Source organism: Providencia sp. PROV267, assembly GCF_028477825.1.
GTDB lineage: Bacteria > Pseudomonadota > Gammaproteobacteria > Enterobacterales > Enterobacteriaceae > Providencia > Providencia stuartii.
Genome location: NZ_JAMPLX010000026.1, coordinates 39070 through 65478, shown reverse-complemented (window position 1 = coordinate 65478; position 26409 = coordinate 39070). Strand labels below are relative to the sequence as shown.

The following is a 26409-nucleotide window of genomic DNA, read 5'->3' as shown; positions in this document are numbered from 1 at the left end:
AATCATGCAATCAAAAAACAAATACAGCCGTGCAATGCGAGACGTTTGCATGGTTAAACCAGTTAAACCTCAAGCAGTTAGAAATAAGCCAACATCAGGGTTTTGTCTGGCAGTTATAGCAATATTCGCATTCCTATTACTTCCTGCTTTGGTGAGGTGACTTATGAATAAATGCATACAGCTTTTATTGTCAACTTTTGGATGCGACCACTCCTCATCAGGAACAATTATTACTTGTGTCAACGAAAATGACATCAAGCGCATAGACGGTGATTACGGAACAATCATCAGCAAACTACAGTTCACGGAAAAAGAACGCTACGAAAACATTAAGGAAGATGGGCAGCTTGCTGGGTTTATTGATGAAGCCATAGCGGCTGGTGATGGGCAATGGATTGTCGATTACATCAGGAGCAAAGGTAAGGTGGCAGCATGAGAATTTCAGAGTATGAAAACTTCGTCACCATTCCAGACCGTGAGCATCTAGCAAATCAATATGATGAGCTAGCTAATGAAATGGCTCAACGGTTTTATGATGCGGTCATGGATGAAACTCCGCATCTAATACAAAAACTTAATGAATCTGAACTTGATGGCATTTGGAATGGATTATTTAAAGCCGCCAAGTCTGAAAACTTACTGAGATAATCAAAGGGAAAAATATGAGTAACTCACTAGTTTCAATGGCTGGCTTACTTGCCAAAAAGTTAGAGCTGGCTATTGATGAAAAAGACCTAATTCAAACATTGAAATCCACGGCATTTAAAGCCGAAGCAACAGAACAGCAATTTTTAGCCCTTCTCATCGTCGCTAATCAATACAACTTAAACCCTTGGACTAAAGAAATTTACGCATTCCCAGACAGAACAGGAATTGTTCCGGTGGTTGGTGTTGATGGTTGGGCGCGCATTATTAATGAAAACAAAAACTTTGATGGCATGGAGTTCATTATGGACGCTGACTCCTGCACATGCAAAATTTACCGCAAAGACAGGAGTCATCCTACCTCGGTTACTGAGTATATGGATGAATGCAATCGAAACACCCAGCCTTGGAAATCACACCCAAAACGGATGTTACGGCACAAAGCAATGATCCAATGTGCTCGACTAGCTTTTGGTTTTGCCGGTATTTATGACCAAGACGAGGCCGAAAGAATTACCGAAAACACACCAACGGGCGTTATTAACGGGCAAGAAAGCCACGAAAAAAGAGCTGAACTAATCGCTAAGTGCGAAGCGGCAGCAGCCAAAGGAATGGACGCATTTAAACAATTATGGACGGAGTTATCAGGGGATGAGCGAACCATTATCGGATCCGCTGAAAAGGAACGAATTAAAAACTCTATAGCCATTGATGCTGAATTTACCGAGGTGCCAAGTGGAGCAGAAAACTGACGAATGGTATGCGGCAAGACTAGGATGTGTTACCGCCAGTAACCTATCAAAAGTAATGGCAAAAGGAAGCGGAGCAACTCGTAGAAATTATATGGCTCAGCTAATTTGCGAAACACTAACAGGACAAAAGGAAGAGTCCTTTAAATCAGCCAGTATGGAGCGTGGAAACGAGCTTGAGGCAGTTGCAAGGGAAATGTATTGCCTCAATGAGTTCGACGCCACAGTGACAGAAACAGGCTTTATCCCTCACCCATCTATCGAAGGATTCGGAGCTAGCCCTGATGGGTTGGTAGATGAAGATGGACTTATTGAAATCAAATGCCCAAACACCGCAACTCACTTAGAAACGCTTAGGACAGGAAAGCCCAAGACAGAATATCTATTACAGATGCATGGGCAAATGATGTGCACTGGACGCAAATGGTGTGACTTTGTCAGCTACGACAATCGCCTTCCAGTAAACCTCGCTTATTTCAAAACACGGATTGTTTTTAATGACGAGCTAGCACAAGAAATTGAGCAAGAAGTTCGTAAATTCTTAAATGAACTCAAGGAAGAAATAGAAAAGTTAACTAAATATGCGGAGGCTTCTTAATGGCTGAGAGGGGAGTAAATAAAGCAACCATCATTGGCAATTTAGGCGATGATCCGATCGTGAGGTATTCACCAAACGGAACCGCATTTGCTAATTTTTCGGTTGCTACAAGCGAAACGTGGAAAGATAAAAACACAGGTGAGAAACGAGAGCGCACTGATTGGCACAACATTGTCATACAAGGAAAGCTGGCAGAGGTGGCAGGCCAATACCTGAAAAAAGGCAGCCAGGTATACATTGAAGGAAAAATGCGCACTCGTAAGTATCAAGGTAATGACGGGCAAGATAAATACATTACGGAAGTTATCGTTGGCATTGATGGGAAAATGCAAATGTTAGGTGGTCGTGGTGGCGAATCATCAGGCCAAAGCCAAGGTGGTCAAAGCGGTTGGGGGCAGCCTCAGCAACCAGCGCGACAGCCTCAGCAACAATCACAGTCGTGGGGACAAAATGAATTAAAACCTCAGCGTGCTGATTGGGCTAAAGAGCCACCCATTGATTTTGATGACGATATTCCCTTTGCCCCTATCGGACTCTCCTACCCACGCCACGCTATTTATGTGATTTAACAAACGCTAAGGTGACAAAAATGGTTTTGTTTGATAAGAGGCCATCCTTTGAAAAGGCATGGTCAGCAACCTCATTCCGCGTCGTAATGGCTGGGATGGGCGATGATACAGCAATGCTTATTGCTGAGATGTACAAACGCGGCTATGAGCCTGACGAGATTGTATTTTGTGATACTGGCTCGGAGTTCGAGCACACCTATCACTTCATTGGCTGGCTAAGAAGTTGGTGTAATGAGAAAAAATGGTCAAAAGTAGTCGTTCTGCGTAAGTGGGATAAAGATGGAAATCCGCTAAGTGTCATAGAGACTGCTGAGAAAAAAAACACGCTACCTCCCGCCGCATTTGGCAGCAAATCATGCTCACTGCGATTTAAGGTCGAGACCGCTGACAAGTATTTCAACAATCATCCTGAGTGTTTAAAAGCATGGGGAGCTGATAAAAAAGGCGCTCCTCTGAATTCTCACACCGGAAGCATTCTGCGTATCATTGGCATTAACGCCGATGAGCCACAACGTGCCGAACGATGGAAGCCTGAACATAAATGGGTGCAGGTGTTCCCGCTGGTTGACTGGAATATCGGAGAGAAAGAATCATCAGCGGTTGAGGAAGTCGGCCTGTATTACCCCGGTAAATCTTCATGCATTTGCTGTCCTCACCTCACTGGCTCTGAACTAGTTATGTTACGTGATAGATATCCAGAAGATTTCGGACGCATCATCGCGATGGAAAATAATTATATCCAGCACGAACTCCGACCCGATTCAACGACAAAGGGAATGTGCAGAAGAAAAACAATAAATCAGAAAATAGATGAATACGAGCGTGACCAACTGGACATTGCCGAGGGCTGGTGTCAGCTCTGTTTATTACAGTAACCAAAGGATATAACCATGAATCTAACAATACGAGATTCAAATACAAACGAAGAAGTTATTTTAACAGTAGCTATTTCAGAAGAAGACTTTGACAAACTATCCAAGCAAGAGCAGGACGATTTAATAGAAAGCGTTACCTTTGATTATTACGAAAATAAAGCAGCCGAAGAAATAGAGCGTCAATTTAAATAACTCATGGAATATTTGCAAGGATGCAAACAGGAGATAGATATGACCATAAAATACACATGTCATGATTGCGGGGATGAAACAAAAATAATCCAATCTCATGATCAAGCGTCAAATACATACGGTTTCATAATTCAATGCCTTAATTGTGGATATGAGGCTGGTCTATTCGACACCATTGAAGATGCAGAGATAGTGATTAAGCATAACTCGCAGGGATGCAATGAATAAAAAAATGCCGACACAGGGAGGTCGGCGAAAGTTGCACAGCTTGTAACTGCTCTTTCGGCTTAAGTGTAGAAGGTAAATAGGTATTTGCCATGAAACGTTTTAATCCTAGCGATTAAATAGATGTAATAAGAGGAGTGAATATGAACAGTTTTATATACCGTAGTCAAATTATGAAATTTACATTGCCAGAACCAGACCCTAAGAATGTTTGCAATCTTTGCGGCGGTAATGTCGGAAAAGATAATTTAATCCAAGGTAAGGCGGCAAATATTTGTTTTGACTGCTCAGATTTGGCGAAGGAAATGGCAGATGAAAAGCGCAAGGAAATAGCAGAAAAAGAAATTGAGCAAATGGCAATTGATTTATCAACTGGTGACTTAGGTTTAGTTGATATGGGAATAGCTACAGCCAGAGTGCACGCAGAACGCTTATATAAAGCTGGATATAGAAAGGTGGAGTGATGGATAAATCAAGGCAGCAATTTGAAGAGTGGCGCAGTAAGAATAAATCATCAACGATAAATCTATTCGATGTATGGCAAGCATCACGAGAGAGTTTAGAAAAAGAACGTGACGAAGCCATTAAGCATTTAATTCTAGTTTTCCAGCAATACGCAAATAATGACCATTTATTTATGTCGGCTGGCGAGAATGCTTGCGAGTTTTTAGATAATTTAGGCTACGGAATTGATACTGGTCGAACCCTTGAATTAACCGATAAAGGTAAGCAATTAATTAAAGAAGATTGGGAGTGAAAATAAAATGAAGCTACTTACCTTAAATGACGAAGAATATTCTTTATTGCAGAATATATTAAATAACTTTGTATTACACGGAGTGGAAAGCATTCCAAATGACGATAGTTGCAATGTGCTTAAAATGAATGACAGGATTAATGAGCTAAAAGATGTAGAGCCTGTTGGTTATATAACTCCTGTTTCTGGACTTCTTCTTCGTAGAAAACAAAAATCATTTATTTACCCAGAAAAAACAGAAACTAATATCCCACTATATCGATTGGATTAAATAATAATGAAGCTATTTGTACTGTTATTAATTTGGCAGGGATATGTTACGCCTGTAACCGATACATCATACACACAGCAAGAATGCGAGAGCCGTGCTATGCAGATAATGATGGTGCGGGATGTTGAAATTAAATGTGGTGAGGTGATTAGATGATGAATAAATTAAGAGAAGAAATAACAAACCATTTAAGATACAACAAATTAACCATAGATGAATTATATTATTTATGTAGTTCTGAATATTCTAAAAGTCAGGTTAGTTGCGTGGTCGGTCATTTAGAGGCAGGCGGAATTATCAGGAAAAGCATTTGTGAGTATTGGGAGCTAACCAATGAATAAATACACTGAACTATCTGACTTCGAGATTAATAAAAAGGTTGCTGAAAAATTAGGACTGGCGTACGAAGTCACAAGGTACGGCGTGGTTACAAGGATGAGCAATAAAGAGCAGTGGCGTGAATTCAATCCCTGCAACAACCCAGCCGATGCAATGCCGATTATTATTGAGAATAAGATATGCATGAATTATGTAGATATCGATATTGGTTGGGGCGCATGTCATTTTGATGGAGAAAAAGGTGAATTGGAGGTTTACGATAAAAATTATTATCGAGTGGCTATGATTTGTTTTCTATTAATGAAGGATGCGGAGAATGAAGGCTGACTACGGAGGTAGCCATACACCAAAGGAATTGCGTGATAGATGGCAAACTCCCCTACCTTTATTTACAGCATTGGACGATGAATTTGGTTTCTATTTAGATGCCGCCGCCGATAAAAATAACGCTCTCTGTTCTCATCACCTAACCGAAAAAGACGACTCGTTAAATTGCGATTGGGAAAGTTACGGGGCTATTTGGGTTAATCCCCCGTACAGTGAAATTCAGCCTTGGGTTAATAAGGCCGCTGAACAATGCAAAAGGCAATTACAACCCGTCGTTATGTTAGTTCCGTCAGATACTTCTGTCGGCTGGTTTAATTCTGCATTGGAAACTGTTGATGAAGTGAGATTAATCACAGGAGGAAGAATTTCATTTATTAACGCTGGTACAAATAAACCAGTTAACGGAAATAATAAAGGCTCAATGCTTTTAATATGGCGACCATATATCAAGCCACGAAAGATAATTAATGCCGTCGATAGAGACGAGTTAATTAATATCGGAAATCAAATATTAAATGAATGGAAAATAGCATAGGTGAATTATGGATATTATCGACTCAGCAAACGAACTAGAACAATTACACATTCAAGCAGCATTATCAAATCGCCAGCCGATAGTTAAATCAATAAACGGAATGTGCATCTGGTGTGAAGAAATGCCAGCAAAACCAAATAGCGCATATTGCAGTAAAGATTGCGGGGATGATTATGAGAAATATAAAAGGAAGAACGGAGGCGCATAAATGCAAACAGTCAGAGAATTCGCAAAAAAGCACAGAAGAAGTGATGAAACGATAAGGCGGTGGATAAGCGCTGGGAAAATATATCCAGCTCCAACATTTGACGGATATCAATATTTAATACACCCATCCGCACAAAAAATAACAAACTACGAAAATCTTAACCCAAGCATTCTATTAAATAAAAACTGCAAACTGTTAAAAAGGATTGAGACAGATGGCAAGAAACAGAAGTCCCAAAAACGCTCACCTACCACCTAACCTATATTGTAGAAAAGGATATTACAGCTACCGAAACCCCGAAACCGGCATTGAATACGGTATAGGAAGAAATAAAGCCGAGGCGGTAAATGAAGCCATCTCGGCTAACTTGTTTATTTATGGAAAAAAAGAATCATTAATAAACAGAATGGCAAGTAACGATGCAATAAAATTTCATGATTGGATAGACAGATTTGGTGAGATTATACTCCTCCGTGATTTAAAGAAAAAGACCCTAGATGACTACCAAGGACGGTTAAAAAGGATAAAAAATAGCTTCAACAATGTTCCTTTAAGTGAAATAAAAACTAAAGATATTGCTGATTATATAAATAATATTGTTTCGGATGGGAATATAACTACCGCAAGATTGATGCGTAGTATTCTCAAAGATATGTTTAACGAAGCGATGTCGGATGGTGTTGTTGATTTTAATCCCGTAATAGCAACCAGAGTTCCAAGGAATAAAATAGCTAGAACTAGGATGTCAGAAAGTGATTACATTCAAATATACAACACAGCAGTAGAGCACTGTCAGCCTTGGGTTAGTATGAGCATGGATTTGGCTATATTAACAGGACAGCGCTCTGGTGATATTAGAAAATTAAAATGGAATGACATTTATGATGGTTACTTATGGATAGAGCAAGAGAAAACAGGAACTAAAATAGCAATACCGCTTACCATTTCAAATAATATAGCTAATAAAACTTTGCAATCAGTGCTAGATAGATGCAAGCATGAATTGAACGGAAAGGAATTCGTGCTGGTTTCACAGAAGGGTGATATGCTAGCAGATAAAACCATTGGCAAGGCTTTTTCACTAGCCAGAGGCAAAAGTGGTTTGTCATGGGAGGGTTCTCCGCCGACGTTCCACGAAATCCGAAGCCTAGCATCCAGAGTGTATGGGAATGAAAAATCAAATGAGTTCGCTAACCAGCTTTTAGGACACAAATCAATGGATATGACCAGAATGTATCAGGATGATAGGGGTCTTAGTTGGAAAAAAATCGAAATTTGATATTGGATTTATTTCGAATTATTTCGGAGAGCAGTCCGTAATAAAATGATTTAAAAGGGAAAAAAATGATTACTCATATCAGTCCATTAGGATCCATGGATCTCTTATCTCAACTTGAAGTTGATATGTTAAAGCGTACCGCAAGCAGTCATTTGTATCGCTTGTTCAGAAACTGCTCATTAGCGGTTTTAAATTCAGGGAGCTTAACAGACAACAGTAAAGATTTATTGGATAAGCATACTGACTTCGATATCAACGTATTACGACGTGAGCGCGGTGTCAAACTTGAGCTAATTAACCCACCTCAAGATGCTTTTGTCGATGGTAAAATCATCCGTTCTATACAAGCAAACCTGTTTGCGGTACTGCGTGATATCCTCTTTGTTCATGCTCAAATCATCAATGCAGAGCAAAAAATGCATTTAGATCTGGGAAATGGCACTCACCTAACTAACGTCATTTTCTCTATATTACGTAACGCGCGTACACTGCATCTTGATGAAGATCCAAGCATGATTGTTTGCTGGGGTGGTCACTCTATCAACGAAACCGAGTACCTATATGGCCGTAAAGTCGGTAATGAGCTTGGTTTAAGAGAGCTAAATATCTGCACAGGTTGTGGCCCCGGAGCCATGGAAGCCCCAATGAAAGGGGCGGCTGTTGGCCATGCTCAACAACGCTATAAAAATAGCCGTTTTATCGGCCTAACAGAGCCATCTATCATTGCTGCTGAGCCACCTAACCCTTTAGTCAATGAGCTTATCATCATGCCTGATATCGAAAAGCGCCTTGAAGCGTTCGTTCGCTTAGCGCATGGGATCATTATTTTCCCTGGGGGCGTCGGTACAGCAGAAGAGCTTCTCTATTTACTAGGCATTTTGATGGATCCTGAAAATAGCGAACAAGTATTGCCATTGGTTTTAACGGGGCCAAAAGAAAGTGCTGAGTACTTCTCTGTGTTAGATGATTTTATTCGTCATACACTTGGTGAAGAAGCCAGCAAACACTATCAAATCATCATTGATGATCCCCAAGAAGTCGCTCGTGTAATGAAAAAACACATGCCATTGGTGAAAGACAACCGTCGTAGCACAGGCGATGCTTATAGCTTTAACTGGTCAATTAAGATCAACCCTGAATTACAGCATCCTTTCGAGCCGACTCATGAAAATATGGCGTCACTGAATCTGTATCCAGGCCAATCACCAGAAAAACTGGCCTCTGATCTTAGAAGAGCCTTCTCTGGTATCGTTGCGGGTAACGTGAAAGAAGTCGGTATGAAGGCTATTGAACAGTATGGCCCGTTTAAAATTCATGGTGATAAAGAAATTATGCAACGCATGGATATTCTACTGCGCGGTTTTGTCGACCAACATCGAATGAAACTGCCGGGTGGAACAGCCTATGAGCCTTGCTACGAAATAGTGAAATAATATAATGAGGCCAAGGATGGCGTAAATTTTATGATCCACTTACTGATAATTGATGCACTTAATTTAATTCGCCGCATACATGCCGTACAAGGCAGTCCTTGCGGCGATGCCTGCTTATCTGCGGTAGCACAGCTTATCTCTCACACCTCACCGACCCATATTGTTGCAGTATTCGATGAGGAAGGTAGGCACAATAGCTGGCGGCATGAAAAACTGCCTGACTATAAAGCAGGCCGTCAGCCCATGCCTGAAAATTTATATGCTGAGCTACCTTCATTAGTCAAACAATTCGAAGCAAAAGGCGTCCACTGCTGGCAATCAAGTGGTGACGAAGCGGATGATTTAGCGGCAACTTTAGCCAAGAAAATCGCCGATGCAGGGCAAACTGTCACTATCGTTTCTACTGATAAAGGCTATTGCCAACTACTGTCGCCTTCAATTCGTATTCGCGACTATTTTCAAAAACGCTGGTTAGATGTGCCTTTTATCGAAAAAGAATTTGGCGTAAAACCTTGCCAATTACCTGATTACTGGGGGTTAGCGGGGATCAGCAGCAGTAAAGTGCCTGGTGTCGCGGGAATTGGTGCTAAAAGTGCCACACAACTGCTACAACAATACCACTCCATTGAGAACTTATTTGCTCATTTAGATAGCGTTGATGAAAAATGGAGAAAAAAGCTTATTGGTCAGTTTGATATAGCAAAAGTTTGCCGCGATATTGCAACCTTAAGAACAGATATTCAGTTGCAAGGGAACCTGAACCAATTGCGCTATCACCCCAAACCATAAGCAATAAAAAACTGCCTCTTCATTCACTGTTAACCAGCGTTTAGGAAGCAGTTTTTGCTATATGATATGTTCTTACTAAATATCAGATTTAGTCGCGTATTGGTGCATAAGCAGACCAAATACGTTGTACATGAACGGTAATTTCTTCGCGGTCATGGTACAGCTGTTTCGCTTGGATCCGCACATTGATGCCATTTTCTGCCAATTGTGTACGCATCTTTTCAAGGATATGAGACACTTCCTCATAGCGCTTTTTCATCGGTAGCTTTAAGTTGAAAATGGTTTCACGGCACCACCCATGCAATAGCCACTCCGTGATTAACGCAGCGACTTTCGCCGGTTTTTCAACCATATCACACACTAACCAAGTAATATTTTTCGTATTTGGCTCGAATTTAAAACCATCGACTTGATGGTGCCTGACTTGCCCCGTGTCCATCAAGCTTTGCGCCATCGGACCATTATCCACGGCATGAACCATCATACTGCGCTTAACTAATTGGTAGGTCCATCCCCCCGGACATGCACCAAGATCCACCGCATTCATACCGCTTGCTAGCCGCTCATCCCACTCATCGTAAGGGATAAATATGTGAAATGCCTCTTCTAATTTCAATGTTGAGCGACTAGGTGCATCCGATGGAAACTTAAGCCGAGGGATCCCCATATAAAATGGCGAGCTATTCGAACTGTAAGAATATCCGGTATAACAACAGCCTGAAGCAATAAAGAAAACATGGATAACCGGACGTTTGAAATTCTCTTTAGCCAGTAAAACTTTTTCTTGTCGTAAAGCATTACGCAAAGGCACCGTAAATTTACGGCAAAATTTCATCAACTCTTTGCTTTCATTAGTATCAGCAACTTCAACGCGAAGATCGCCTGCTCGTTCAACCTGCTGGCTCAGCGCATTCACAATGGGGGTAACACGATCTTCTGGAGGTAAATCTTTAAGCAGTTCCCCAACCACAAACATTTGACGAGCAAAAATCAGCTCACGAAAAGGTAGCTCGCGGGCAAGTTTATCGGCATCTTCAGCTTGATAGCATTCAAAAATAACATAACCGCTATTTTCTTTGACGCGCGCAAAACCATAAACCTCTTTTTGCCCAGCTTTATCTGTAATTTCGGCCGCACACTCTTTTTCAAAGCCTGGACGGCAATATAATGCAATTTTATTACTCATGGCGTAACGCCGGTTTCCTTAGACGCATAGCGCCGATAACGACCAACAGCCAGCCAATAAGAAAACAAACTCCCCCTATTGGCGTAAAATAGGAAAAGTATTTTACCTGTAACAAGGCCATACAATAAAGGCTACCACTGAAAAGAAGTATGCCTACGGCGAAAAAAACGCCACACCAGTAAAACCATAGAACCACTTTACGCAATAAAATCGCCCCTAGCACCATTAAAGCTACTGTATGTAGCATCTGATACCGCAAACCGATTTCAATCCATTCCATCTGATGAGCACTCATAATCGACGAAAGCGCATGAGAGCCAATGGCACCAAAAGCCACAGTAAAAAAGCCACTAATCCCAGCAAAAATTAACATCAAACGACTATTCACAGTAACACCTTTTATTAACCATACCCTAAATAATCCCAGTTGCATCAAGGGGTTAATTTAAAATCCCGATAAACACGATAAACTGAGTGCCGTTTTACCTATCTATGCAACCAACTGCAACTTGAAAAATAACGGGTATATATGATTACTGAATAAGCGCCATATCTTGGTCACCCGTAATAAACCCCAGTTTTTCTTGCTCGCTTGCTGCTTGAGTCAAGATCCATTGACGAAATGCAGCTATTTTTCCCAAATCAGCTTGGTTTTCCTGACAAACAAGGTAAAACGCGTTTTTACTCACCAATACCTCGTTGAATGGGCAAACCAAACGACCTGCATCAATTTCATTTTTTGCCATAACATTATTTGTTAAAGCGACACCCTGACCATGTACTGCGGCTTGAATGACCATAGCACTATGACTAAAAATAGGGCCTTGTTGTACATTGATAATATTGTGCAATTCTAATTGGCGAATATAAGCTTGCCAATCCCGACGAGAAGAATCATGTAATAACGTATGATTGACTAAGTCTTCAGGCTGCTTTAATTGATGCGCCCCCGTTAATAATAACGGAGAACAAACTGGCATTAAATATTCAGCATACAGCCTATCCGTCCTTAGACCAGACCAATTTCCTCGCCCATAGAAAATAGCCACATCAACATCATCCGCTAATTTATCTTCTTCCCTATCAACGGCCTGAATACGAACATCAATCCCCGGATAAGCTTGGTTAAAGCTAGAAAGACGCGGGACAAGCCACTGTATTGCAAAACTAGGGGATAAACTAACCGTTAATGCTCCCTTAGCACTTCGCGCCTGTAATTTCCTTGTCGCCTCATTAATAGAAGAAAATATCTCTTTAATATCAAGATAATAACTTTGGCCTTCTTCTGTTAACAGCAAAGAACGATTGCGCCGGCGAAATAACTTTAACCCGAGGAAATCTTCCAAACTTTTCATTTGGTGACTCACAGCGGCTTGGGTCACAAACAACTCTTCCGCCGCTTTAGTAAAACTTAAATGACGAGCGGCGGCATCAAACACTCTTAACGCATTAAGTGGCGGTAATCTTTTAGACATAATCACTTCTACTTGATAGGGTTATACGCATTAGTTTTTCTCATCCGAAGCATTATAAATTGTCCATTGAGGATACGCCAGTAAATACCTATAGTATGCACACTTCCTAAGCCGGAACGAAAAGTTACAGAGTTTAGTTACTTTGAAACTTTTGGCTTTGTGGTTGTGATGTTGTGTTTGCAAGTTGTCTGGGAATGCCAGACTTTGTAGCTTTAGCTACTGTTTTTTTTCACTTCCTGTACATTTACCCTGTCTGTCCATAGTGATTTTATGATGCACCGCTTTAATTGCGGTGCTTTTTTTTGCCTAACAATTGCAAATAACATTTTCAAGACAGGTTTTAACCAGTTTACAAAAAATATTATCAGTTAAATATTTAAGATAATTCTTGAATTTTCCCCATCCAAAGATGAGATCACCGAAAAGACAAAAGAAAAATGATTGCAATATGCAGTAAAAGGCATAATCATTTCCCTAATTTTTTCTAAAGCTCTAATAAAAACCAGCGGTAAAATTAAATGTAACAAAAGATTTCGATGAATAAATCGAGAATATCATCAATAATTATGATTACAAACCAAACGCCAAATATTTAGATAAAGAACACATATAATGTACCATTTTTCTGCAACACAATTTCGAAAACAATTTCCAGCTATCAATTCTCAAACGATTCATCTTGATAGTGCAGCAACAGCCTTAAAACCAAACTCAATGATTGAAGCCGCAGATAACTATTACCGTCACTCTGGCAGTTCAGTTTATCGAGGTCAATCTCCAGAGTCGTTACGAATTACTGAAAATTATGAACAAGGCAGGAAACGTGTCGCGAAATTGATTAATGCAGAGAGTGAAAATACCATTATTTGGACCCGAGGAACCACCGAGTCCATTAACCTTATTGCCCAAAGTTATTTTAGAAATCATTTAACAGCAAATGATGAAATTATTGTTAGCGAATTAGAACACCACTCTAATTTATTACCTTGGCTGATTCTTGCACAGCAAACTGGTGCAAAAATTGTCAAATGGCCTGTCACTCAACACTACACCCTCGATATTGAAAGCCTTAAGCCGCTACTTAATCCACGTAGCAAAGTGATCGCTATCACCCAGATGTCAAACGTAACAGGCTATCAACCAAATTTAGCAGCAGTAACGTCACTAGCTCATGCGGCTGGGGCGCTCGTTGTCGTTGATGGCGCACAAGGTGTGGTACATGCCCCAATTGATGTCACCGCTTTGAATATCGATTTTTATGCTTTCTCCGCCCATAAATTATATGGCCCAACTGGGCTTGGCGTTTGCTATGGTAAACCACGATTGTTGGCTGCGATGTCACCATGGCATGGTGGCGGTAAAATGTTATCAGAAGTTAATTTTGAGGGCTTTACTCCCGCTCCTGTTCCTTATTGTTTTGAAGCTGGCACACCAAATATTGCTGGCGTCATTGCCTTTTCGGCCACTCTTGACTGGTTATCTCACATCGATTTACACCAATCTGAGGCCTATTGTTGTTCACTCATCCACTACGCATACGAAGAACTCAGCAAATTAGAGGGGTTTATCTGCTATAGCCAGCCTAATACTCCGCTACTTTCCTTTAATTTCGCTGGCATACATCATAGCGATTTGGGCCTATTGTTGACTGAACAAAAAATTGCATTACGCTATGGGCAACATTGTACGCAACCATTAATGGATGCAATTGCTATTACAGGCTGCTTACGCATCTCTGTCATGCCTTACAATGATCAGCAAGATATTGATAAATTTATTAACGCAGTAAAATTTGCACTCTCAATACTGAATGATGAATAAGGAAGCCGAATGACTTCAATAATATCGACATTTGTTCCACACCCTTTCGGTACGACGCTGAAAATTGAAGAGATTATTGAACAATTTTCAGCACAAAAAGCGTGGGAAGATAAATATCGCTTGCTTATCCAACTCGCTCGTCAACTACCGACTCTGACTGATGAGCAAAAGCAGCAGACTCAGGAAGTGAAAGGTTGCGAAAACAGAGTGTGGATTGGTGCAAGACTCAACGATGACCAAACATTTCATTTTTATGGCGATAGTGAAGGACGCGTTGTTAAAGGGCTATTTGCGATTTTATTAGCCGCAGTGGAACAAAAAAATAGCCAAGCGATCCTCGCTGTCGATTTTGAGGATATTTTGAATAGAACTGGGTTATCTGGCCAACTCAGTGAATCACGACAAAATGGAATAGCCGCATTAATAACGACTATTCGCAACTTTGCCAGCGAAATGACACCTGCCGAATAATGTACTAGAGGCTATGAAAATAGCCTCAGCTTTTGAGCGAATTTTCCCGCTCTAATTTTGCGACCATCTTCTTCAGAGCATGTGATACTGCAATAAAACCAAAACTTGCTGTCACCATCGTTGCCGCCCCAAAGCCTGAAGCGCAATCCATTCTTTTAGAGCCGTCAGCGGTACTTTTAGCCGCACAGACGGAGCCATCACTTTGCGGATAAACTAATTGCTCTGTTGAAAATACGCAGTCTATGCCTAATTTACCTTTGCTATTTTTAACAACATTAAAATCGGATTTCAGGCGCTCACGTAATTTTGCGGCAAGGGGATCTTGGATCGTTTTCGCTAAGTCTGTTACTTGGATCTGAGTTGGGTCGATTTGCCCTCCTGCGCCCCCTGTCGTTACAACGGGGACTTTATAACGCCGACAGTAGGCCAACAGAGCCGCCTTCGGCCTGACACTATCGATGGCATCAATAACATAATCAAACCCCGTAGAGAGCAGCTCAGCCACATTATCTACGCTCACAAAATCATCCACGATATTCACAACGCATTCAGGATTTATTTCTAAAATCCGTGCTTTCATGACTTCAACTTTTGGCTGACCCACTGTGGATTTAAGTGCATGTAACTGACGATTGGTATTAGTGATACAGATATCATCCATATCAATCAGGGTAATCTGCCCTATTCCCGTCCGTGCGAGTGCTTCCGCAGCCCAAACGCCGACGCCCCCAATCCCAATAACACAAATATGAGAACGAGCAAAAAGTGATAGCGCTTGCTGTCCATAAAGACGTCCGATCCCAGCAAAACGCTGCATCCAAGCATCTGAAAGCTTAGTTTGCATAGTAAATAGTAACCTTAATAACTACATATGACCGAAAAGTGGCTGGCTCTTTTTCAACACCCACACTCTTCCGTAATGATTATAAAAACCGGCCATTCTACCTGCTTCATGACCTGTTCCATGATAGATATCGAAATGATGTCCTTTAATTGCACCACCAACATCTAGGGCAATCATCATACGCATTTCATAGCGTCCCGTAAATTTCCCTGCATTATCAAGTACAGGTATTTCTGCTAATAGCGCTGTGCCTGGCGGAATAAGTGTTTTATCCGATGCGACTGATGCTTTAGCAATTAACGGTACTGCACTAGCGCCTCTGACAGGAACAAATGATTGTGGTTTGAAGAAAACAAAGGAAGCATTTTGTTCGAGTAATTCGCGCACTTCTTGTTCGCTATGGCTATTCGCCCAATCGTGGATCGCTTGCAGTGACATTTTCTCTAACGGCACTTCACCACGATCGACAAGCACTTTACCTATGCTCTTATAAGCATGCCCATTTTTCCCCGCATAACCAAAGAAATTCAGCGGGCTACCATCACCAAAATCCACATAGCCGCTACCTTGAACTTCCATCATAAAGTTATCCATGGCGGAGTTACTGTAGGCTAGAATGAGTTTATCGCTTAAAGCACCATTGTATATCGCGGCTCGGCTGGGGAGGCGTTTTTTCCCTTTAGGTGGCATTGCATAAAGTGGGTGCTGAAATTCCCCCTGTTTGGTACGGCGAGCTTGGATAACCGGCGTGTAATACCCAGTAAATTGTACGTTACCATAATTATCCACCCCTTCCATTTGAAAGGCGGTTAAGTTGAAACTCGCCAGTTTTTTAGGATCTCCCCCTGCAACTAGCCAGTTTTCAATCGCATGATAGGTATCATTGTTACCTTGAAACAAACGCGGTGACGCATTCTTGATTTCATTAACTTGCCGATAAAAATCTTGTGAATTGATTGGGCGCCCTTGAACATTTACTTGGCTTACTTGCTGAAGATCTTGCTTTAAACGTCCATCTTTATACTGCTGCCCTTGATCTGTCGGGTGAGATTGACAGCCAACAAGTAAAGATACAAACGCACCTGCTACACACCATTTTTGCCATAATTTCATGTTATACCGCCCACTCCAATCCAATATGAAGCGCACAATAGCAAACCCACATAAAGAATGAAACGGCTAAAAATACTTACTCTCCTATCGCCGTACAAATTGTGGACTTATTACTGGTTATTATTTTTCCCCGCAATGGATAATTCACATTTATTTTTTATCATCGACTCTAAAAAAAGGATTTAGCCTATTGCCTGTTAATCAATCTCACCGCTCCATTAAAATGATTAATATTTGACCATTGAGTGTATATTTTGTTCTATCTATGCGGAAATTTGAAAAAAATACACAAAAAAACTTGCATCAGATCTCATCCCGAGTATAGTGCCCGCTATCGGACGCGGGGTGGAGCAGCTTGGTAGCTCGTCGGGCTCATAACCCGAAGGTCGTCGGTTCAAATCCGGCCCCCGCAACCAATCTTCAAATTAGTATCAAAAATATTTCAGGCGCGGGATGGAGCAGCCTGGTAGCTCGTCGGGCTCATAACCCGAAGGTCGTCGGTTCAAATCCGGCTCCCGCAACCAATATCCCCTGTTATATTTACCTCTTCAGTCGCGGGGTGGAGCAGCTTGGTAGCTCGTCGGGCTCATAACCCGAAGGTCGTTGGTTCAAATCCGGCCCCCGCAACCAATTCTTATTTTTCCTATTAAATCAATGCAATAATAAAAAAGGCAACTCACTTTTCAGCCAGTCACCTTTTCTAATTTATCGATTTTATTCTAGCGGCTAATTTCTAATCGCTAATTCGCCGCCATTACGAAAATAGGCTTTAATCCCTTGGAAGATAGATTCCGCCATCTGCTGCTGGAACTTCGCGGTTTTCAATTTACGCTCTTCTTCTAAGTTACTGATAAAGGCTGTTTCAACCAAGATTGAAGGGATCTCCGGCGCCTTCAATACCGCAAAGCCTGCCTGATCAACTTTATTTTTATGTAGCCGATTGACTTTGCCCATGCGCTTTAAAACCTCATCACCAAATTTGAGGCTGTCATTAATGGTTGCTGTTTGCACTAAATCAAGCATGGTATGGTCAAGGTAAACATCACCACTTTTGCTCACCCCACCAATTAAGTCAGCCTCGTTCTGTGTCTGAGCGAGGTAACGAGCGGTATTACTGGTGGCACCTTTAGTCGATAAGGCAAACACAGATGAACCGTGAGCTGAGCGATTGGTAAAGGCATCAGCGTGAATCGAAACAAACAAGTCTGCCTGCATTTTTCGAGCCTTAGCGACCCTAACCTTCAATGGAATAAATACATCCTCGTTACGAGTCATATAGGCACGCATTTTGGGATCTTTATCGATTAACGCTTTCAAACGGCGAGCGATTTGTAAAACCACATCTTTTTCTCGCGTTTTGTATTTCCCCATTGCGCCGGGATCTTCCCCCCCATGCCCTGGGTCAATCATAATAATAATGGGGCGATCTCGACCTGCTTTACCCGGTTTCTTCGCCTGAGCAGGCATTTTCTCTTCTAAATCGCCTTTATTATAATCTTCCAATAAGGCAAGCAATGGATCGTCCGATGTTTCTACCCCTTTACCCGGATAGAAATCTAACACCAAACGGTTTTTAAATTCAGCAACGGGCGCGATAGTAAAAATCTGTGGGCTGACTTTATTTTTGACTTCAAAAACAAGACGCACTGTTTTTGGATCAAACTGCCCGACCCGTACTAATTTTAAATGCGGGTCGCGAGATTGGATTTGAGTTCCCATCTGCTTCAGAATGTTGTTCAGCTGTACCCCTTCCAAATCGATAACGATGCGTTCAGGGTTATGCAGTACCAACTGGCGATATTTTAATGGAGCACTCGATTCTAGCGTCACGCGCGTATAACTTGATGCAGGCCAGATACGTACTGCGATCACATTTGTATTCGCAGCAAAGCCAAATGGGCTGACACTAAGCAACATAACCGCTGCCGCTCCTTGTAAAAGGCGGCGTTTAGATGGAGAGTGATCTGGGTGACTCATCAATAATTCCGAACCTAAAACTGAATATCAGGTGATTTTAGAACAAAAGCCAAATAGAGGCCAGAAACATAAACTCTAGCGAATCATTCGCATACTGTCATCAAGAATACACATTTAAATATAGAGATATGTAAACCCAAATAATAAAAATGTTACAAGTCTTATCCTATATTTTGCTTGATATTTATCGCTAAAAAGAATAAAAATACATTAATAGCGAATAAAAATTCAGTTAAGAGGGTGGTTATGAAAGAGCGCAGCACCGAATTGGTAGATGAGTTTCGCCATTCGGTTCCTTATATCAATGCCCACCGTGGCAAAACATTTATTATTATGCTTGGTGGAGAAGCAATTGCGCATGAGAATTTTCCGAGTATTGTCAATGATATAGGATTATTACATAGTCTTGGTATCCGCATTATCGTAGTTTACGGCGCTCGCCCTCAAATCGAAGATATTTTAGCCGAGCATAATTATGAGGCTGTTTATCATAAACATACCCGCGTAACGGATGCGAATACACTTGAATACGTTAAGCAAGCCTCTGGTGCCTTATTACTTGATATTACGGCTCGTTTATCGATGAGTCTGAGTAACACACCTTTACAAGGCGCTCATATTAGTGTTGTCAGCGGTAACTTTGTGATCGCGCAACCACTCGGTGTGGATGATGGCGTTGATTACTGCCATAGCGGGCGTATCCGCCGCATTGATGAAGATGCTATCAATAAACAACTGGATAATGGCTCTATCGTACTTATTGGTCCGGTTGCCGTGTCTGTTACTGGTGAAAGTTTTAATCTCACTTCTGAGGAAATAGCCACTCAACTCGCAGTGAAAATGAAGGCTGAAAAGTTAATCGGCTTTTGTTCTTCACAAGGAGTCGCTGATAAAGATGGCAATATTTTATCAGAATTATTCCCCGATGAAGCCGAAGATAGGATCCAAGAGCTGGAATCCGAAGGGGATTATTATTCAGGTACTGTGCGCTTTTTACGTGGCGCGGCGAAAGCTTGCCGCCGCGGTGTTCGTCGCAGCCATTTATTAAGTTATCAAGAAGATGGCTCGCTAATCCAAGAACTCTTTTCGCGCGATGGCATTGGTACGCAAATTGTCATGGAAAGCGCCGAACAAATCCGTCGTGCTAATATTAATGATATCGGCGGTATTCTTGAGTTAATTCGCCCTCTTGAGCAGCAAGGCATCCTTGTAAGACGTTCACGGGAGCAACTTGAGATGGAAATCGATAAATTTACGATCATTGAACGAGATAACTTAGTGATTGCTTGTGCGGCTCTCTACCCTTACCCCGAAGAAAAACTGGGGGAAATGGCTTGTGTCGCCGTGCATCCTGACTACCGTAGCTCTTCGCGGGGAGAAGAACTTTTACATCGAGTTTCCCTACAGGCTAAGCAATTAGGGTTAGCAAAGCTATTTGTTTTAACCACACGTAGTATTCATTGGTTCCAAGAAAGGGGCTTTATTCCCGCAGAGATTGAGATGTTGCCATTGAAAAAACAGGCGCTATATAACTACCAACGCCGTTCTAAAATTTTGATGCTAGATTTACATGCAAAAGCCGATAAATAGGCTTTAGCTCGACTAACCTGACAATTTACTTACTGTCAGGTTAGTCAATCAACCTAGGCGATTTGTACCACTCTTGATTTTTGGCATAGCGGTATGCTATCGATTAAAGGTTGTAGCAGTGATGACATTTCGGCAAATGATGCGCCATAGAAATAGAATGCTGTTTCTGTAGGGCCTTCCCACACACCATGGATCGCACCAATATCTTCTACAGCCTCATCTAATTTATCGAAAATATCGTTAATATCGCTATTTTCATAAACTTCGTCGGGCAAATCAGTACCATTTAAATAAAGGGCTAACCCTTCTTCATCACCAAATTCAATCACAATGTCTTCACCATGAATAACTAAACGTGATCCTTTCGGCGCCAACATGGATGAAAACAATTGAATAATTAAGCTGATATTTTCATCATTCGCCTCTGCAACAGATAACTCAATATCACACTCATCAATTTCACCATTGTCTGAAAGTAACGTGCCACCACCTGTCACATGAATATCTTTTTCCATACTTTGCATAACATGCATAAAGGCATCTTCTAAGTCTGCACGTCTTTCTGGCTGAATTCTCGCTTTAAGTGTGACTGTTATTGCCGTCGTTGTTGGCTGGGTATCCATATTATTACCTTTTGCATTTAAGTCTAATTATGTAGCCAAGGCTACTACGTTTATTTTACATTCATGAGCTGTATTGCTAAGCCACTACGTCGTTTCGTCGGTGTTTCAATGGCACGGCGTAAAATCTTAATCGTGCAATACAAAGAAAGTTCTTTTTTGGCGCGAGTTATTGCAGTATACACAAGCTCTCGAGTGACGACTGGTGAATATACCTTCGGTAGTACTAAGGCGGTATGAGCAAACTCTGAACCTTGTGATTTATGTACAGTCATTGCATATGCTGTTTCATGTAAAGGCAACCGATTAGGTTGGATCCCCTTAATTGAGCCATCGGGATACTGAAAATAAGCTCTAAGTGCCCCTTCTTCATCAGGCAGGATTATCCCTATATCGCCATTAAATAGCCCTAATGGACTATCATTTCGGCTGATCATAATTGGCCTACCTGCATAATGTTTATTTATTTGGTTTAATGGCCGATGAATAAGCCCCTGCCGATGAAGCAGTTTTTCTAATTTTTCGTTTATCCCTGTTACACCATAGGGGCCATCTCTCAAAGCTGTCAACAAACGAAATTGATTAAATTTAAATAAAATCTCAGCCGGATCCTGTCTAGCTTTTACTGATAGAAGATAATCTCGATAGAAATTAGATGCCGCTATCAACATCTGTGCATAATCATCCTCACTTTCTTGTAAATAAGTATGCACGTCATTTAATGTGCTGTTTAATAACTTTTCAGCACGCTTGGTATCTCCATCATTAACCGCAAAAGCAAGCTGCCCGATACCCGAAGAAGCCGAAAAACGGTAACTTTTACGCAGTAGGCAGAGGCTATCTCTGATCAAAGGGCCTGTATTTGATGTAAAGTGATCGAGTGCGTATCCTGTCAGTTGAGCCAATTCTTGGGCACGTTGAGGGCTATATCCTTGATCCGCAAATTGGCAAATATCTCCAAGTACAGCCCCCGCTTCGACGGATGCTAATTGATCTTTATCCCCTAAAAAGATCAATTTGGCATTTACTGGCAAGGCTTCGATTAATTTACCCATCATGGGTAAATCCACCATGGAAGCCTCGTCAACAATCAAAATATCCAGTGTTAATAAATTATCACGGTGATAGCGGAATTGCTGGCTTTCAGGTTGTGCCCCTAATAGCCTATGCAGTGTTTTTGCCTGATTAGGCAACATATGTCGCTCTTCATCGGTCAATGACAAGTCATCGAGTGCTGCCCCCAACGACTCTGTTAAACGTGCCGCAGCTTTACCTGTCGGCGCTGCTAATTCAATTTGAATACGTTGTTTATTCTCTACAGCCAATTTAACCAATGCCGCTAAAATTCGAGCAACTGTGGTTGTTTTCCCCGTGCCAGGCCCCCCTGAAATCACGGAAACTCGGCTAGTGACAGCCACTGCGGCAGCTATTTTTTGCCAGTCAATTTCATCACTTTGCGGGAAAAGAGCGTCTAATATTCCTTTAATGCGCTGAGCATCATATTGAGGTAGTCCGGTGTGTGAAAAGTAGTCTGAAACACTTTGCTCATATTGCCATAGCCGCTGAAAATATAAAAACTCCCCCGATAACACCAAGGGGGATAATTCACTTTCCCCCGCTAGGCAGACAAAAGGGGCATTTTTAACTAGGTGATAAATGGTTTCTGGATCAGGTGTACCTATTGCGTGCCAAAATTCGTCTGCAAGTTCAGGATGGCGCCCTGCAAACAGTTTTTCCTGACTGAAATCAGATAATGACAAGCAGACATGCCCTGCCATCGTCTCAGCACTCAATAATGCGGTAAGCAGTAATAATGTTGGGTTTTGCTCTTGTGTAATGTTATAAGCAAACTGGATATCAAGGGGAGTGAATAATCGCGCTTCGAGCGCTTTATTAAACAGCGCTTTCATCATGGCTCACTTCCCTCTTGTGCGTTACGAAATAGTCGGTCCAGTTCGTCGATAAATGCCTTTTCTGGCCGATAATAAAAAATACCATTTTTTGACTCTACCCGATCAATGCCACGAAGAAAGAGGTAATAGACGCCACCAAAATGAACATCATACTGATAGTTAGGTAATCGCTGTTTAAGGTAACGATGCAGCGCTAATGAATATAATTGATATTGAAGATCATAACGGTGGTCAATCATCGCTTCAGCCATCGCAGATTGCGTATAGCTAGCCGCATCATCACCGAGGTAATTTGATTTATAATCAAGGAGATAAAATTTCCCTTTCCATAAAAACGTTAAATCGATAAACCCTTTTAAAATACCTTGTACTTTTTCAAAATTAAGCGGAGGGCAAGCCGCAGATAGCGGATCATATCGATGAGTAATGCGATCAACATCTTCAGCTTGAAGCAAGTTATCAATAGGAAGATAAAACTGTAGTTCATCTAACATATCTTGAGGCGCTAATGCAGACAAGCATAAACCATCATCTGCCAGTGGCGCATCCACAATAGCCGCCAACCATGCCTGTAACATGTCAGCCCATTTGGTATCAAACCCTGCTCCTTGCAATTTCTCAACTAACCATTCAAGGGGGATCTCTTGTGAAAAGTCCATTTCTTCCATAAGTTCATGAAGAAAAGTTCCCGGTGCAGTTCCGCGGGGAAACAGATGTGGTGTCAACGTAAATTCATCGATTTCTGGTAAAGTGGCATCTAAGCTAGCTTCCACATCTATTTTAGGTGCCAGTGAGGTCGCAAGCTGCTCAGCACTTATCGCTTGCTCATTACCACTGCCACTATGACCACTGCTATAGCTCAACCCTGAATAACTGGTTACTCTCCAATAGTAGTCAAAGAAGCGAGTAATATCCCTAGCTGACAATGACTCATTATCATCTTGATCAAAAGACATTGAGATAGATTCTGTATACTCAATGCGCTCCACACTAATCGCAGTACCGGCGAGCTCTGCTAATCCTTTATTGAGTAAGCTAAAATCCCCTGCTTCTCCCTTTTGAATTAAATACCCCAAAGCAGATAAGTGTAGGTCGGTTTCACCACTTTTCTTGCGGTTACCTTTAATTATTGGCGCAATACCAACACTACAATGATAGATTGCACGTGTTAAGGCAACATAGAGTAGCCGTAAGTCTTCCGCCAAACGCTCTTCATCCGCAAGCGCAACGTTCTCTTCACTATCATCTAAGTCTAAATGAGTGCCGTAATTCTCCCTGTCATGGTACAGCGCCTTTGATTGTGGTAAAAAATTACTCGCAAATGGCAGCCAAACAATCTTGTATTCAAGGCCTTTTGATTTGTGGATGGTACTGATTTGAACTAGGTGTTTATCACTTTCTAAACGCATTTGCTGTGCGTTCGATTGATGATCAGGATGAGCAATTTGCTGTGTTAACCAACGCACTAATGTGTGCTCACCTTCTAATTGAAGAGACATCTCTTGAAGCAGTTCACCAATATGCATCAAATCCATTAAACGACGTTCACCTTCCACGGCAGAAAGCAATGATTCTGCAATATGGCGCTCCGCCATCAGAACCCGAAGCATCGGCAGAACCCCGCGCTTACGCCAAATTAGCGCGTATTGAGAAAACTCATCCACCAGCGCTTCCCATGCCTTTTCATCGTAATTTAGCGCATCAATCTCTTTGGCGTTTAGCCCTAAAGTTCCCGTTGCTAGTGCACTACGTAAAATACGCTCTTTTTCTGGCGACAGTACCGCTTGTAAAATCCATAAAAGGTCACGCGCTTCTTGGGTCGCAAAAACACTTTCTCTATTCGATAGGAAGACAGATGGGATACCCAACTGATTGAGTGCATCACGGATCAGTGTTGCTTCACGTCGGCTTCTCACCAAGACTGTAATATCAGCCGCAGAAACCGGATGTTGTTTTCCATCACTATGCTGAAATAAGCTTGTTCCCTCAGCTCCCCCTTGTAACCATTGACTGATCTGTGCGGCGCATTGTGATGCCATTGTTTGCTCATAATCAGCAATAGAAACCGCTTCTGCATCAATTTGCCAAAATGTTAGCGCTTTTACTGCTTGACCATGATGCTTTAATATCTTGCCCGCATTTTTGGCTGCAAAGTTGACAGGGTTAAATGGGATCTGCTCAAAAATAAAAGGTTTTTCGCAATGGCTAAAAATACGGTTAACAGCTTCAACCATTTGCTCGGAGGAGCGATGGTTAGTTTCTAGTGTATAGTGAGCACTAACCTGCTTTTTCGCTGCAATGTAAGTAAAAATATCAGCGCCGCGAAACGCATAAATAGCTTGTTTAGGGTCACCAATAAATAACAATGCACTATTTTCAACCTCATGATAAATCCGCTGAAAAATACGATATTGTTGAGGGTCGGTATCCTGAAACTCATCAATCATCGCAACAGGGAAACGCTGGCTAATGGCTTTAGCTAAGTAATCTCCGCCCTGCTTTTTTAATGCGTTATCTAAGCGAGTGAGCAAATCATCAAACCCCATTTCGCCTCTACTGTGTTTTTCTCGGGCAATGTTTTGCCTAACTTCTGTTATGGCAACGGGAATAATCAGATCTTTAATAGTTAGGGATTGCGAAAGAAGTTCATCAATGAGCGCGAATACCTCGTGCTCAGGGCCTGAGCCACTTTTCGATTTATCATGTAAGGCAGCTTGCGAAAACCGAATAATTTCTTTTGGCAGTTGGTAATCTTGTGTTTCTTCCTCTGCCCAGCGTGCCATTTTATCTAACCAGCTCGGTAAAAAGCGCGAGCTATAACTACGTTTATCAACATCCGAGCTAACAATCCGTTTTTCAATTTCAGAGCACCCTGCTAGCCATAAAGACTTCACTTGAGTAATGAGTTCGATTAAACGCTGGTGACGCTCTTCAAAGGTTTCTTTATTTGGCGTTTCATTAACTATGTATGGCATATCACCTTGTAAAAAAGGCTTAATATCCGCCAGTAATGCTTCCGGACTATTCCATTGTGACAAAACAACTTTTGCCATTGAATAATCGAGTGGATAGAAATGACGCCGCCAAAAATCAGCACAAGCTTGCTTTTGAATCGGAAGTTCATCTTGGATCATCGTCTGTTCAAATAAAACGCCTGATTCAAAAGCATTGTGAACTAACATTCTCTGACAAAAGCCATGAATGGTATAAATCGCAGCTTCATCCATTTGACGCTCAGCGGTAAGTAACCAATTTATGGCAAACTCACGTTGCTCTGGTGTTGGAATTTGCGAGAGTAGCTCTAAATATTCCGGCTCTTTTTCGAAACCGACCCCATCACGGATACAAGCAAGGCGCATTTTATGAATTCGCTCACGTATACGCCCTCGTAATTCATTAGTTGCGGCTTCTGTAAATGTCACTACGAGAATTTCTTCAACTGTAAGAGGTCGGGGGAAAGCATTCTCCCCCCCTAACCCTAATAGTAAACGCAGATAGAGTATCCCTATCGTATAGGTTTTGCCTGTACCCGCAGAGGCTTCAATTAACCGTTGGCCTTGTAATGGTAACGAAAAAGCATCTAACAATTGGGAACTTATCTGCATTTT

At 41.6% G+C, this 26409-nt stretch carries 30 protein-coding genes and 3 tRNA genes; 24 read left to right on the top strand and 9 right to left on the bottom strand.

What is annotated here, in order from left to right:
• The first annotated feature begins 163 nt into the window (after positions 1 to 163).
• The 18 genes from PR709_RS17150 to xni all read left to right on the top strand — a co-directional run bounded on the left by PR709_RS17150 (position 164) and on the right by xni (position 9791).
• Positions 164 to 436: a hypothetical protein gene (locus PR709_RS17150; RefSeq protein ID WP_053110604.1), complete on the top strand. Its 273-nt coding sequence runs from the start codon at positions 164 to 166 to the stop codon at positions 434 to 436.
• The gene (locus tag PR709_RS17145; protein WP_060561218.1) at positions 433 to 648 is read left to right on the top strand and encodes a hypothetical protein; all 216 of its coding nucleotides are present in this window, start codon (positions 433 to 435) and stop codon (positions 646 to 648) included. Before PR709_RS17150 ends, PR709_RS17145 begins: the two co-directional genes overlap by 4 nt.
• A 14-nt stretch (positions 649 to 662) precedes the next feature.
• On the top strand, positions 663 to 1397 hold the full coding sequence (gene bet, locus PR709_RS17140) for a phage recombination protein Bet (RefSeq protein WP_272571027.1): 735 nt from the start codon (positions 663 to 665) through the stop codon (positions 1395 to 1397).
• Positions 1381 to 1992 (top strand): lambda exonuclease family protein, encoded by a 612-nt coding sequence (locus PR709_RS17135; protein ID WP_193450954.1) that lies wholly within the window; start codon positions 1381 to 1383, stop codon positions 1990 to 1992. The genes bet and PR709_RS17135 overlap by 17 nt, the downstream gene beginning before the upstream one ends.
• The gene (gene ssb, locus PR709_RS17130; RefSeq protein ID WP_272571026.1) at positions 1992 to 2561 is read left to right on the top strand and encodes a single-stranded DNA-binding protein; all 570 of its coding nucleotides are present in this window, start codon (positions 1992 to 1994) and stop codon (positions 2559 to 2561) included. Before PR709_RS17135 ends, ssb begins: the two co-directional genes overlap by 1 nt.
• Before the next feature lie 20 nt (positions 2562 to 2581).
• Entirely contained in the window at positions 2582 to 3436 is an 855-nt protein-coding gene (locus PR709_RS17125) for a hypothetical protein (RefSeq protein ID WP_272571025.1), read from the top strand.
• Positions 3437 to 3451: 15 nt separating this feature from the next.
• Entirely contained in the window at positions 3452 to 3628 is a 177-nt protein-coding gene (locus PR709_RS17120) for a hypothetical protein (RefSeq protein WP_193450951.1), read from the top strand.
• Positions 3629 to 3996: 368 nt separating this feature from the next.
• Entirely contained in the window at positions 3997 to 4317 is a 321-nt protein-coding gene (locus tag PR709_RS17115) for a hypothetical protein (RefSeq protein ID WP_272571024.1), read from the top strand.
• Complete coding sequence (locus PR709_RS17110; protein WP_272571023.1) at positions 4317 to 4610, top strand: hypothetical protein; 294 nt, start codon at positions 4317 to 4319, stop codon at positions 4608 to 4610. Before PR709_RS17115 ends, PR709_RS17110 begins: the two co-directional genes overlap by 1 nt.
• 7 nt (positions 4611 to 4617) lie before the next feature.
• Entirely contained in the window at positions 4618 to 4881 is a 264-nt protein-coding gene (locus PR709_RS17105; RefSeq protein WP_272571022.1) for a hypothetical protein, read from the top strand.
• 152 nt (positions 4882 to 5033) lie between these two features.
• Positions 5034 to 5222 (top strand): hypothetical protein, encoded by a 189-nt coding sequence (locus PR709_RS17100; RefSeq protein ID WP_272571021.1) that lies wholly within the window; start codon positions 5034 to 5036, stop codon positions 5220 to 5222.
• Positions 5215 to 5547, top strand: coding sequence for a phage protein NinX family protein (locus tag PR709_RS17095; RefSeq protein ID WP_272571020.1), 333 nt, complete (start codon positions 5215 to 5217; stop codon positions 5545 to 5547). The genes PR709_RS17100 and PR709_RS17095 overlap by 8 nt, the downstream gene beginning before the upstream one ends.
• The gene (locus tag PR709_RS17090; protein WP_272571019.1) at positions 5537 to 6082 is read left to right on the top strand and encodes a phage N-6-adenine-methyltransferase; all 546 of its coding nucleotides are present in this window, start codon (positions 5537 to 5539) and stop codon (positions 6080 to 6082) included. The genes PR709_RS17095 and PR709_RS17090 overlap by 11 nt, the downstream gene beginning before the upstream one ends.
• A 7-nt stretch (positions 6083 to 6089) precedes the next feature.
• Positions 6090 to 6290, top strand: a complete 201-nt coding sequence (locus PR709_RS17085) for a hypothetical protein (RefSeq protein ID WP_272571018.1) — start codon at positions 6090 to 6092, stop codon at positions 6288 to 6290.
• Complete coding sequence (locus tag PR709_RS17080) at positions 6291 to 6548, top strand: excisionase (protein ID WP_071599637.1); 258 nt, start codon at positions 6291 to 6293, stop codon at positions 6546 to 6548.
• Positions 6505 to 7569: a site-specific integrase gene (locus PR709_RS17075; RefSeq protein WP_272571017.1), complete on the top strand. Its 1065-nt coding sequence runs from the start codon at positions 6505 to 6507 to the stop codon at positions 7567 to 7569. Before PR709_RS17080 ends, PR709_RS17075 begins: the two co-directional genes overlap by 44 nt.
• Before the next feature lie 65 nt (positions 7570 to 7634).
• Positions 7635 to 9002 (top strand): nucleotide 5'-monophosphate nucleosidase PpnN, encoded by a 1368-nt coding sequence (gene ppnN / locus PR709_RS17070; protein ID WP_014657675.1) that lies wholly within the window; start codon positions 7635 to 7637, stop codon positions 9000 to 9002.
• 30 nt (positions 9003 to 9032) lie between these two features.
• Positions 9033 to 9791 carry a flap endonuclease Xni gene (gene xni / locus PR709_RS17065; protein ID WP_036943252.1) on the top strand — a complete coding sequence of 253 codons (759 nt, stop codon included), beginning with the start codon at positions 9033 to 9035 and terminating at the stop codon, positions 9789 to 9791.
• Positions 9792 to 9879: 88 nt separating this feature from the next.
• On the opposite strand, the gene rlmM is transcribed toward xni, so the two are convergent.
• From rlmM to PR709_RS17050, 3 genes are all read right to left on the bottom strand, one after another.
• Complete coding sequence (gene rlmM / locus PR709_RS17060) at positions 9880 to 10977, bottom strand: 23S rRNA (cytidine(2498)-2'-O)-methyltransferase RlmM (RefSeq protein WP_004916579.1); 1098 nt, start codon at positions 10975 to 10977, stop codon at positions 9880 to 9882.
• A complete protein-coding gene (locus PR709_RS17055) occupies positions 10970 to 11365 on the bottom strand; it encodes a DUF423 domain-containing protein (protein WP_014657673.1) in 396 nt (131 codons plus the stop codon). The genes rlmM and PR709_RS17055 overlap by 8 nt, the downstream gene beginning before the upstream one ends.
• 145 nt (positions 11366 to 11510) lie before the next feature.
• Positions 11511 to 12452 (bottom strand): transcriptional regulator GcvA, encoded by a 942-nt coding sequence (locus tag PR709_RS17050; protein ID WP_004916582.1) that lies wholly within the window; start codon positions 12450 to 12452, stop codon positions 11511 to 11513.
• A 612-nt stretch (positions 12453 to 13064) separates the two neighbouring features.
• Between PR709_RS17050 and csdA the strand changes: the two genes are divergently transcribed.
• Positions 13065 to 14273, top strand: a complete 1209-nt coding sequence (gene csdA / locus PR709_RS17045) for a cysteine desulfurase CsdA (RefSeq protein WP_004924913.1) — start codon at positions 13065 to 13067, stop codon at positions 14271 to 14273.
• 9 nt (positions 14274 to 14282) lie between these two features.
• On the top strand, positions 14283 to 14744 hold the full coding sequence (csdE, locus tag PR709_RS17040) for a cysteine desulfurase sulfur acceptor subunit CsdE (RefSeq protein WP_004924917.1): 462 nt from the start codon (positions 14283 to 14285) through the stop codon (positions 14742 to 14744).
• A 25-nt stretch (positions 14745 to 14769) separates the two neighbouring features.
• On the opposite strand, the gene tcdA is transcribed toward csdE, so the two are convergent.
• Both tcdA and mltA read right to left on the bottom strand, forming a co-directional pair.
• Positions 14770 to 15588 carry a tRNA cyclic N6-threonylcarbamoyladenosine(37) synthase TcdA gene (gene tcdA, locus PR709_RS17035; RefSeq protein WP_004924919.1) on the bottom strand — a complete coding sequence of 273 codons (819 nt, stop codon included), beginning with the start codon at positions 15586 to 15588 and terminating at the stop codon, positions 14770 to 14772.
• Between the two features lie 21 nt (positions 15589 to 15609).
• The gene (mltA, locus tag PR709_RS17030; RefSeq protein ID WP_004924922.1) at positions 15610 to 16701 is read right to left on the bottom strand and encodes a murein transglycosylase A; all 1092 of its coding nucleotides are present in this window, start codon (positions 16699 to 16701) and stop codon (positions 15610 to 15612) included.
• A 339-nt stretch (positions 16702 to 17040) separates the two neighbouring features.
• On the opposite strand from mltA, the gene PR709_RS17025 reads away from it, so the two are divergent.
• From PR709_RS17025 to PR709_RS17015, 3 genes are all read left to right on the top strand, one after another.
• A tRNA-Met gene (locus tag PR709_RS17025) sits at positions 17041 to 17117 on the top strand.
• A 31-nt stretch (positions 17118 to 17148) separates the two neighbouring features.
• Positions 17149 to 17225, top strand: a tRNA-Met gene (locus PR709_RS17020).
• A 29-nt stretch (positions 17226 to 17254) separates the two neighbouring features.
• Positions 17255 to 17331: transfer RNA gene (locus PR709_RS17015), tRNA-Met, on the top strand.
• A 96-nt stretch (positions 17332 to 17427) separates the two neighbouring features.
• Here PR709_RS17015 and amiC read toward each other — a convergent pair.
• Positions 17428 to 18678 carry an N-acetylmuramoyl-L-alanine amidase AmiC gene (gene amiC, locus PR709_RS17010; RefSeq protein ID WP_004924926.1) on the bottom strand — a complete coding sequence of 417 codons (1251 nt, stop codon included), beginning with the start codon at positions 18676 to 18678 and terminating at the stop codon, positions 17428 to 17430.
• 246 nt (positions 18679 to 18924) lie between these two features.
• Between amiC and argA the strand changes: the two genes are divergently transcribed.
• Positions 18925 to 20268 (top strand): amino-acid N-acetyltransferase, encoded by a 1344-nt coding sequence (gene argA / locus PR709_RS17005; protein ID WP_014657668.1) that lies wholly within the window; start codon positions 18925 to 18927, stop codon positions 20266 to 20268.
• 53 nt (positions 20269 to 20321) lie between these two features.
• Here the strand turns inward: argA and PR709_RS17000 are convergent, their stop codons facing one another.
• The 3 genes from PR709_RS17000 to recB are packed head-to-tail and all read right to left on the bottom strand — an operon-like array spanning position 20322 to position 26406.
• Positions 20322 to 20891: a hypothetical protein gene (locus tag PR709_RS17000; RefSeq protein WP_004924935.1), complete on the bottom strand. Its 570-nt coding sequence runs from the start codon at positions 20889 to 20891 to the stop codon at positions 20322 to 20324.
• 50 nt (positions 20892 to 20941) lie between these two features.
• Complete coding sequence (gene recD, locus PR709_RS16995; protein WP_187367809.1) at positions 20942 to 22798, bottom strand: exodeoxyribonuclease V subunit alpha; 1857 nt, start codon at positions 22796 to 22798, stop codon at positions 20942 to 20944.
• Positions 22798 to 26406, bottom strand: coding sequence for an exodeoxyribonuclease V subunit beta (recB, locus tag PR709_RS16990; RefSeq protein ID WP_004924942.1), 3609 nt, complete (start codon positions 26404 to 26406; stop codon positions 22798 to 22800). Before recB ends, recD begins: the two co-directional genes overlap by 1 nt.
• Positions 26407 to 26409: the final 3 nt, after the last annotated feature.

Coding starts and splice junctions, on each gene's coding strand:
- PR709_RS17150 (WP_053110604.1), top strand. CDS start 164: ATGAATAAATGCATACAGCTTTTATTGTCAACTTTTGGATGCGACCAC.
- PR709_RS17145 (WP_060561218.1), top strand. CDS start 433: ATGAGAATTTCAGAGTATGAAAACTTCGTCACCATTCCAGACCGTGAG.
- bet (WP_272571027.1), top strand. CDS start 663: ATGAGTAACTCACTAGTTTCAATGGCTGGCTTACTTGCCAAAAAGTTA.
- ssb (WP_272571026.1), top strand. CDS start 1,992: ATGGCTGAGAGGGGAGTAAATAAAGCAACCATCATTGGCAATTTAGGC.
- PR709_RS17125 (WP_272571025.1), top strand. CDS start 2,582: ATGGTTTTGTTTGATAAGAGGCCATCCTTTGAAAAGGCATGGTCAGCA.
- PR709_RS17120 (WP_193450951.1), top strand. CDS start 3,452: ATGAATCTAACAATACGAGATTCAAATACAAACGAAGAAGTTATTTTA.
- PR709_RS17115 (WP_272571024.1), top strand. CDS start 3,997: ATGAACAGTTTTATATACCGTAGTCAAATTATGAAATTTACATTGCCA.
- PR709_RS17110 (WP_272571023.1), top strand. CDS start 4,317: ATGGATAAATCAAGGCAGCAATTTGAAGAGTGGCGCAGTAAGAATAAA.
- PR709_RS17105 (WP_272571022.1), top strand. CDS start 4,618: ATGAAGCTACTTACCTTAAATGACGAAGAATATTCTTTATTGCAGAAT.
- PR709_RS17100 (WP_272571021.1), top strand. CDS start 5,034: ATGATGAATAAATTAAGAGAAGAAATAACAAACCATTTAAGATACAAC.
- PR709_RS17095 (WP_272571020.1), top strand. CDS start 5,215: ATGAATAAATACACTGAACTATCTGACTTCGAGATTAATAAAAAGGTT.
- PR709_RS17090 (WP_272571019.1), top strand. CDS start 5,537: ATGAAGGCTGACTACGGAGGTAGCCATACACCAAAGGAATTGCGTGAT.
- PR709_RS17085 (WP_272571018.1), top strand. CDS start 6,090: ATGGATATTATCGACTCAGCAAACGAACTAGAACAATTACACATTCAA.
- PR709_RS17080 (WP_071599637.1), top strand. CDS start 6,291: ATGCAAACAGTCAGAGAATTCGCAAAAAAGCACAGAAGAAGTGATGAA.
- PR709_RS17075 (WP_272571017.1), top strand. CDS start 6,505: ATGGCAAGAAACAGAAGTCCCAAAAACGCTCACCTACCACCTAACCTA.
- ppnN (WP_014657675.1), top strand. CDS start 7,635: ATGATTACTCATATCAGTCCATTAGGATCCATGGATCTCTTATCTCAA.
- xni (WP_036943252.1), top strand. CDS start 9,033: ATGATCCACTTACTGATAATTGATGCACTTAATTTAATTCGCCGCATA.
- rlmM (WP_004916579.1), bottom strand. CDS start 10,977: ATGAGTAATAAAATTGCATTATATTGCCGTCCAGGCTTTGAAAAAGAG.
- PR709_RS17050 (WP_004916582.1), bottom strand. CDS start 12,452: ATGTCTAAAAGATTACCGCCACTTAATGCGTTAAGAGTGTTTGATGCC.
- csdA (WP_004924913.1), top strand. CDS start 13,065: ATGTACCATTTTTCTGCAACACAATTTCGAAAACAATTTCCAGCTATC.
- csdE (WP_004924917.1), top strand. CDS start 14,283: ATGACTTCAATAATATCGACATTTGTTCCACACCCTTTCGGTACGACG.
- tcdA (WP_004924919.1), bottom strand. CDS start 15,588: ATGCAAACTAAGCTTTCAGATGCTTGGATGCAGCGTTTTGCTGGGATC.
- mltA (WP_004924922.1), bottom strand. CDS start 16,701: ATGAAATTATGGCAAAAATGGTGTGTAGCAGGTGCGTTTGTATCTTTA.
- amiC (WP_004924926.1), bottom strand. CDS start 18,678: ATGAGTCACCCAGATCACTCTCCATCTAAACGCCGCCTTTTACAAGGA.
- argA (WP_014657668.1), top strand. CDS start 18,925: ATGAAAGAGCGCAGCACCGAATTGGTAGATGAGTTTCGCCATTCGGTT.
- PR709_RS17000 (WP_004924935.1), bottom strand. CDS start 20,891: ATGGATACCCAGCCAACAACGACGGCAATAACAGTCACACTTAAAGCG.
- recD (WP_187367809.1), bottom strand. CDS start 22,798: ATGAAAGCGCTGTTTAATAAAGCGCTCGAAGCGCGATTATTCACTCCC.
- recB (WP_004924942.1), bottom strand. CDS start 26,406: ATGCAGATAAGTTCCCAATTGTTAGATGCTTTTTCGTTACCATTACAA.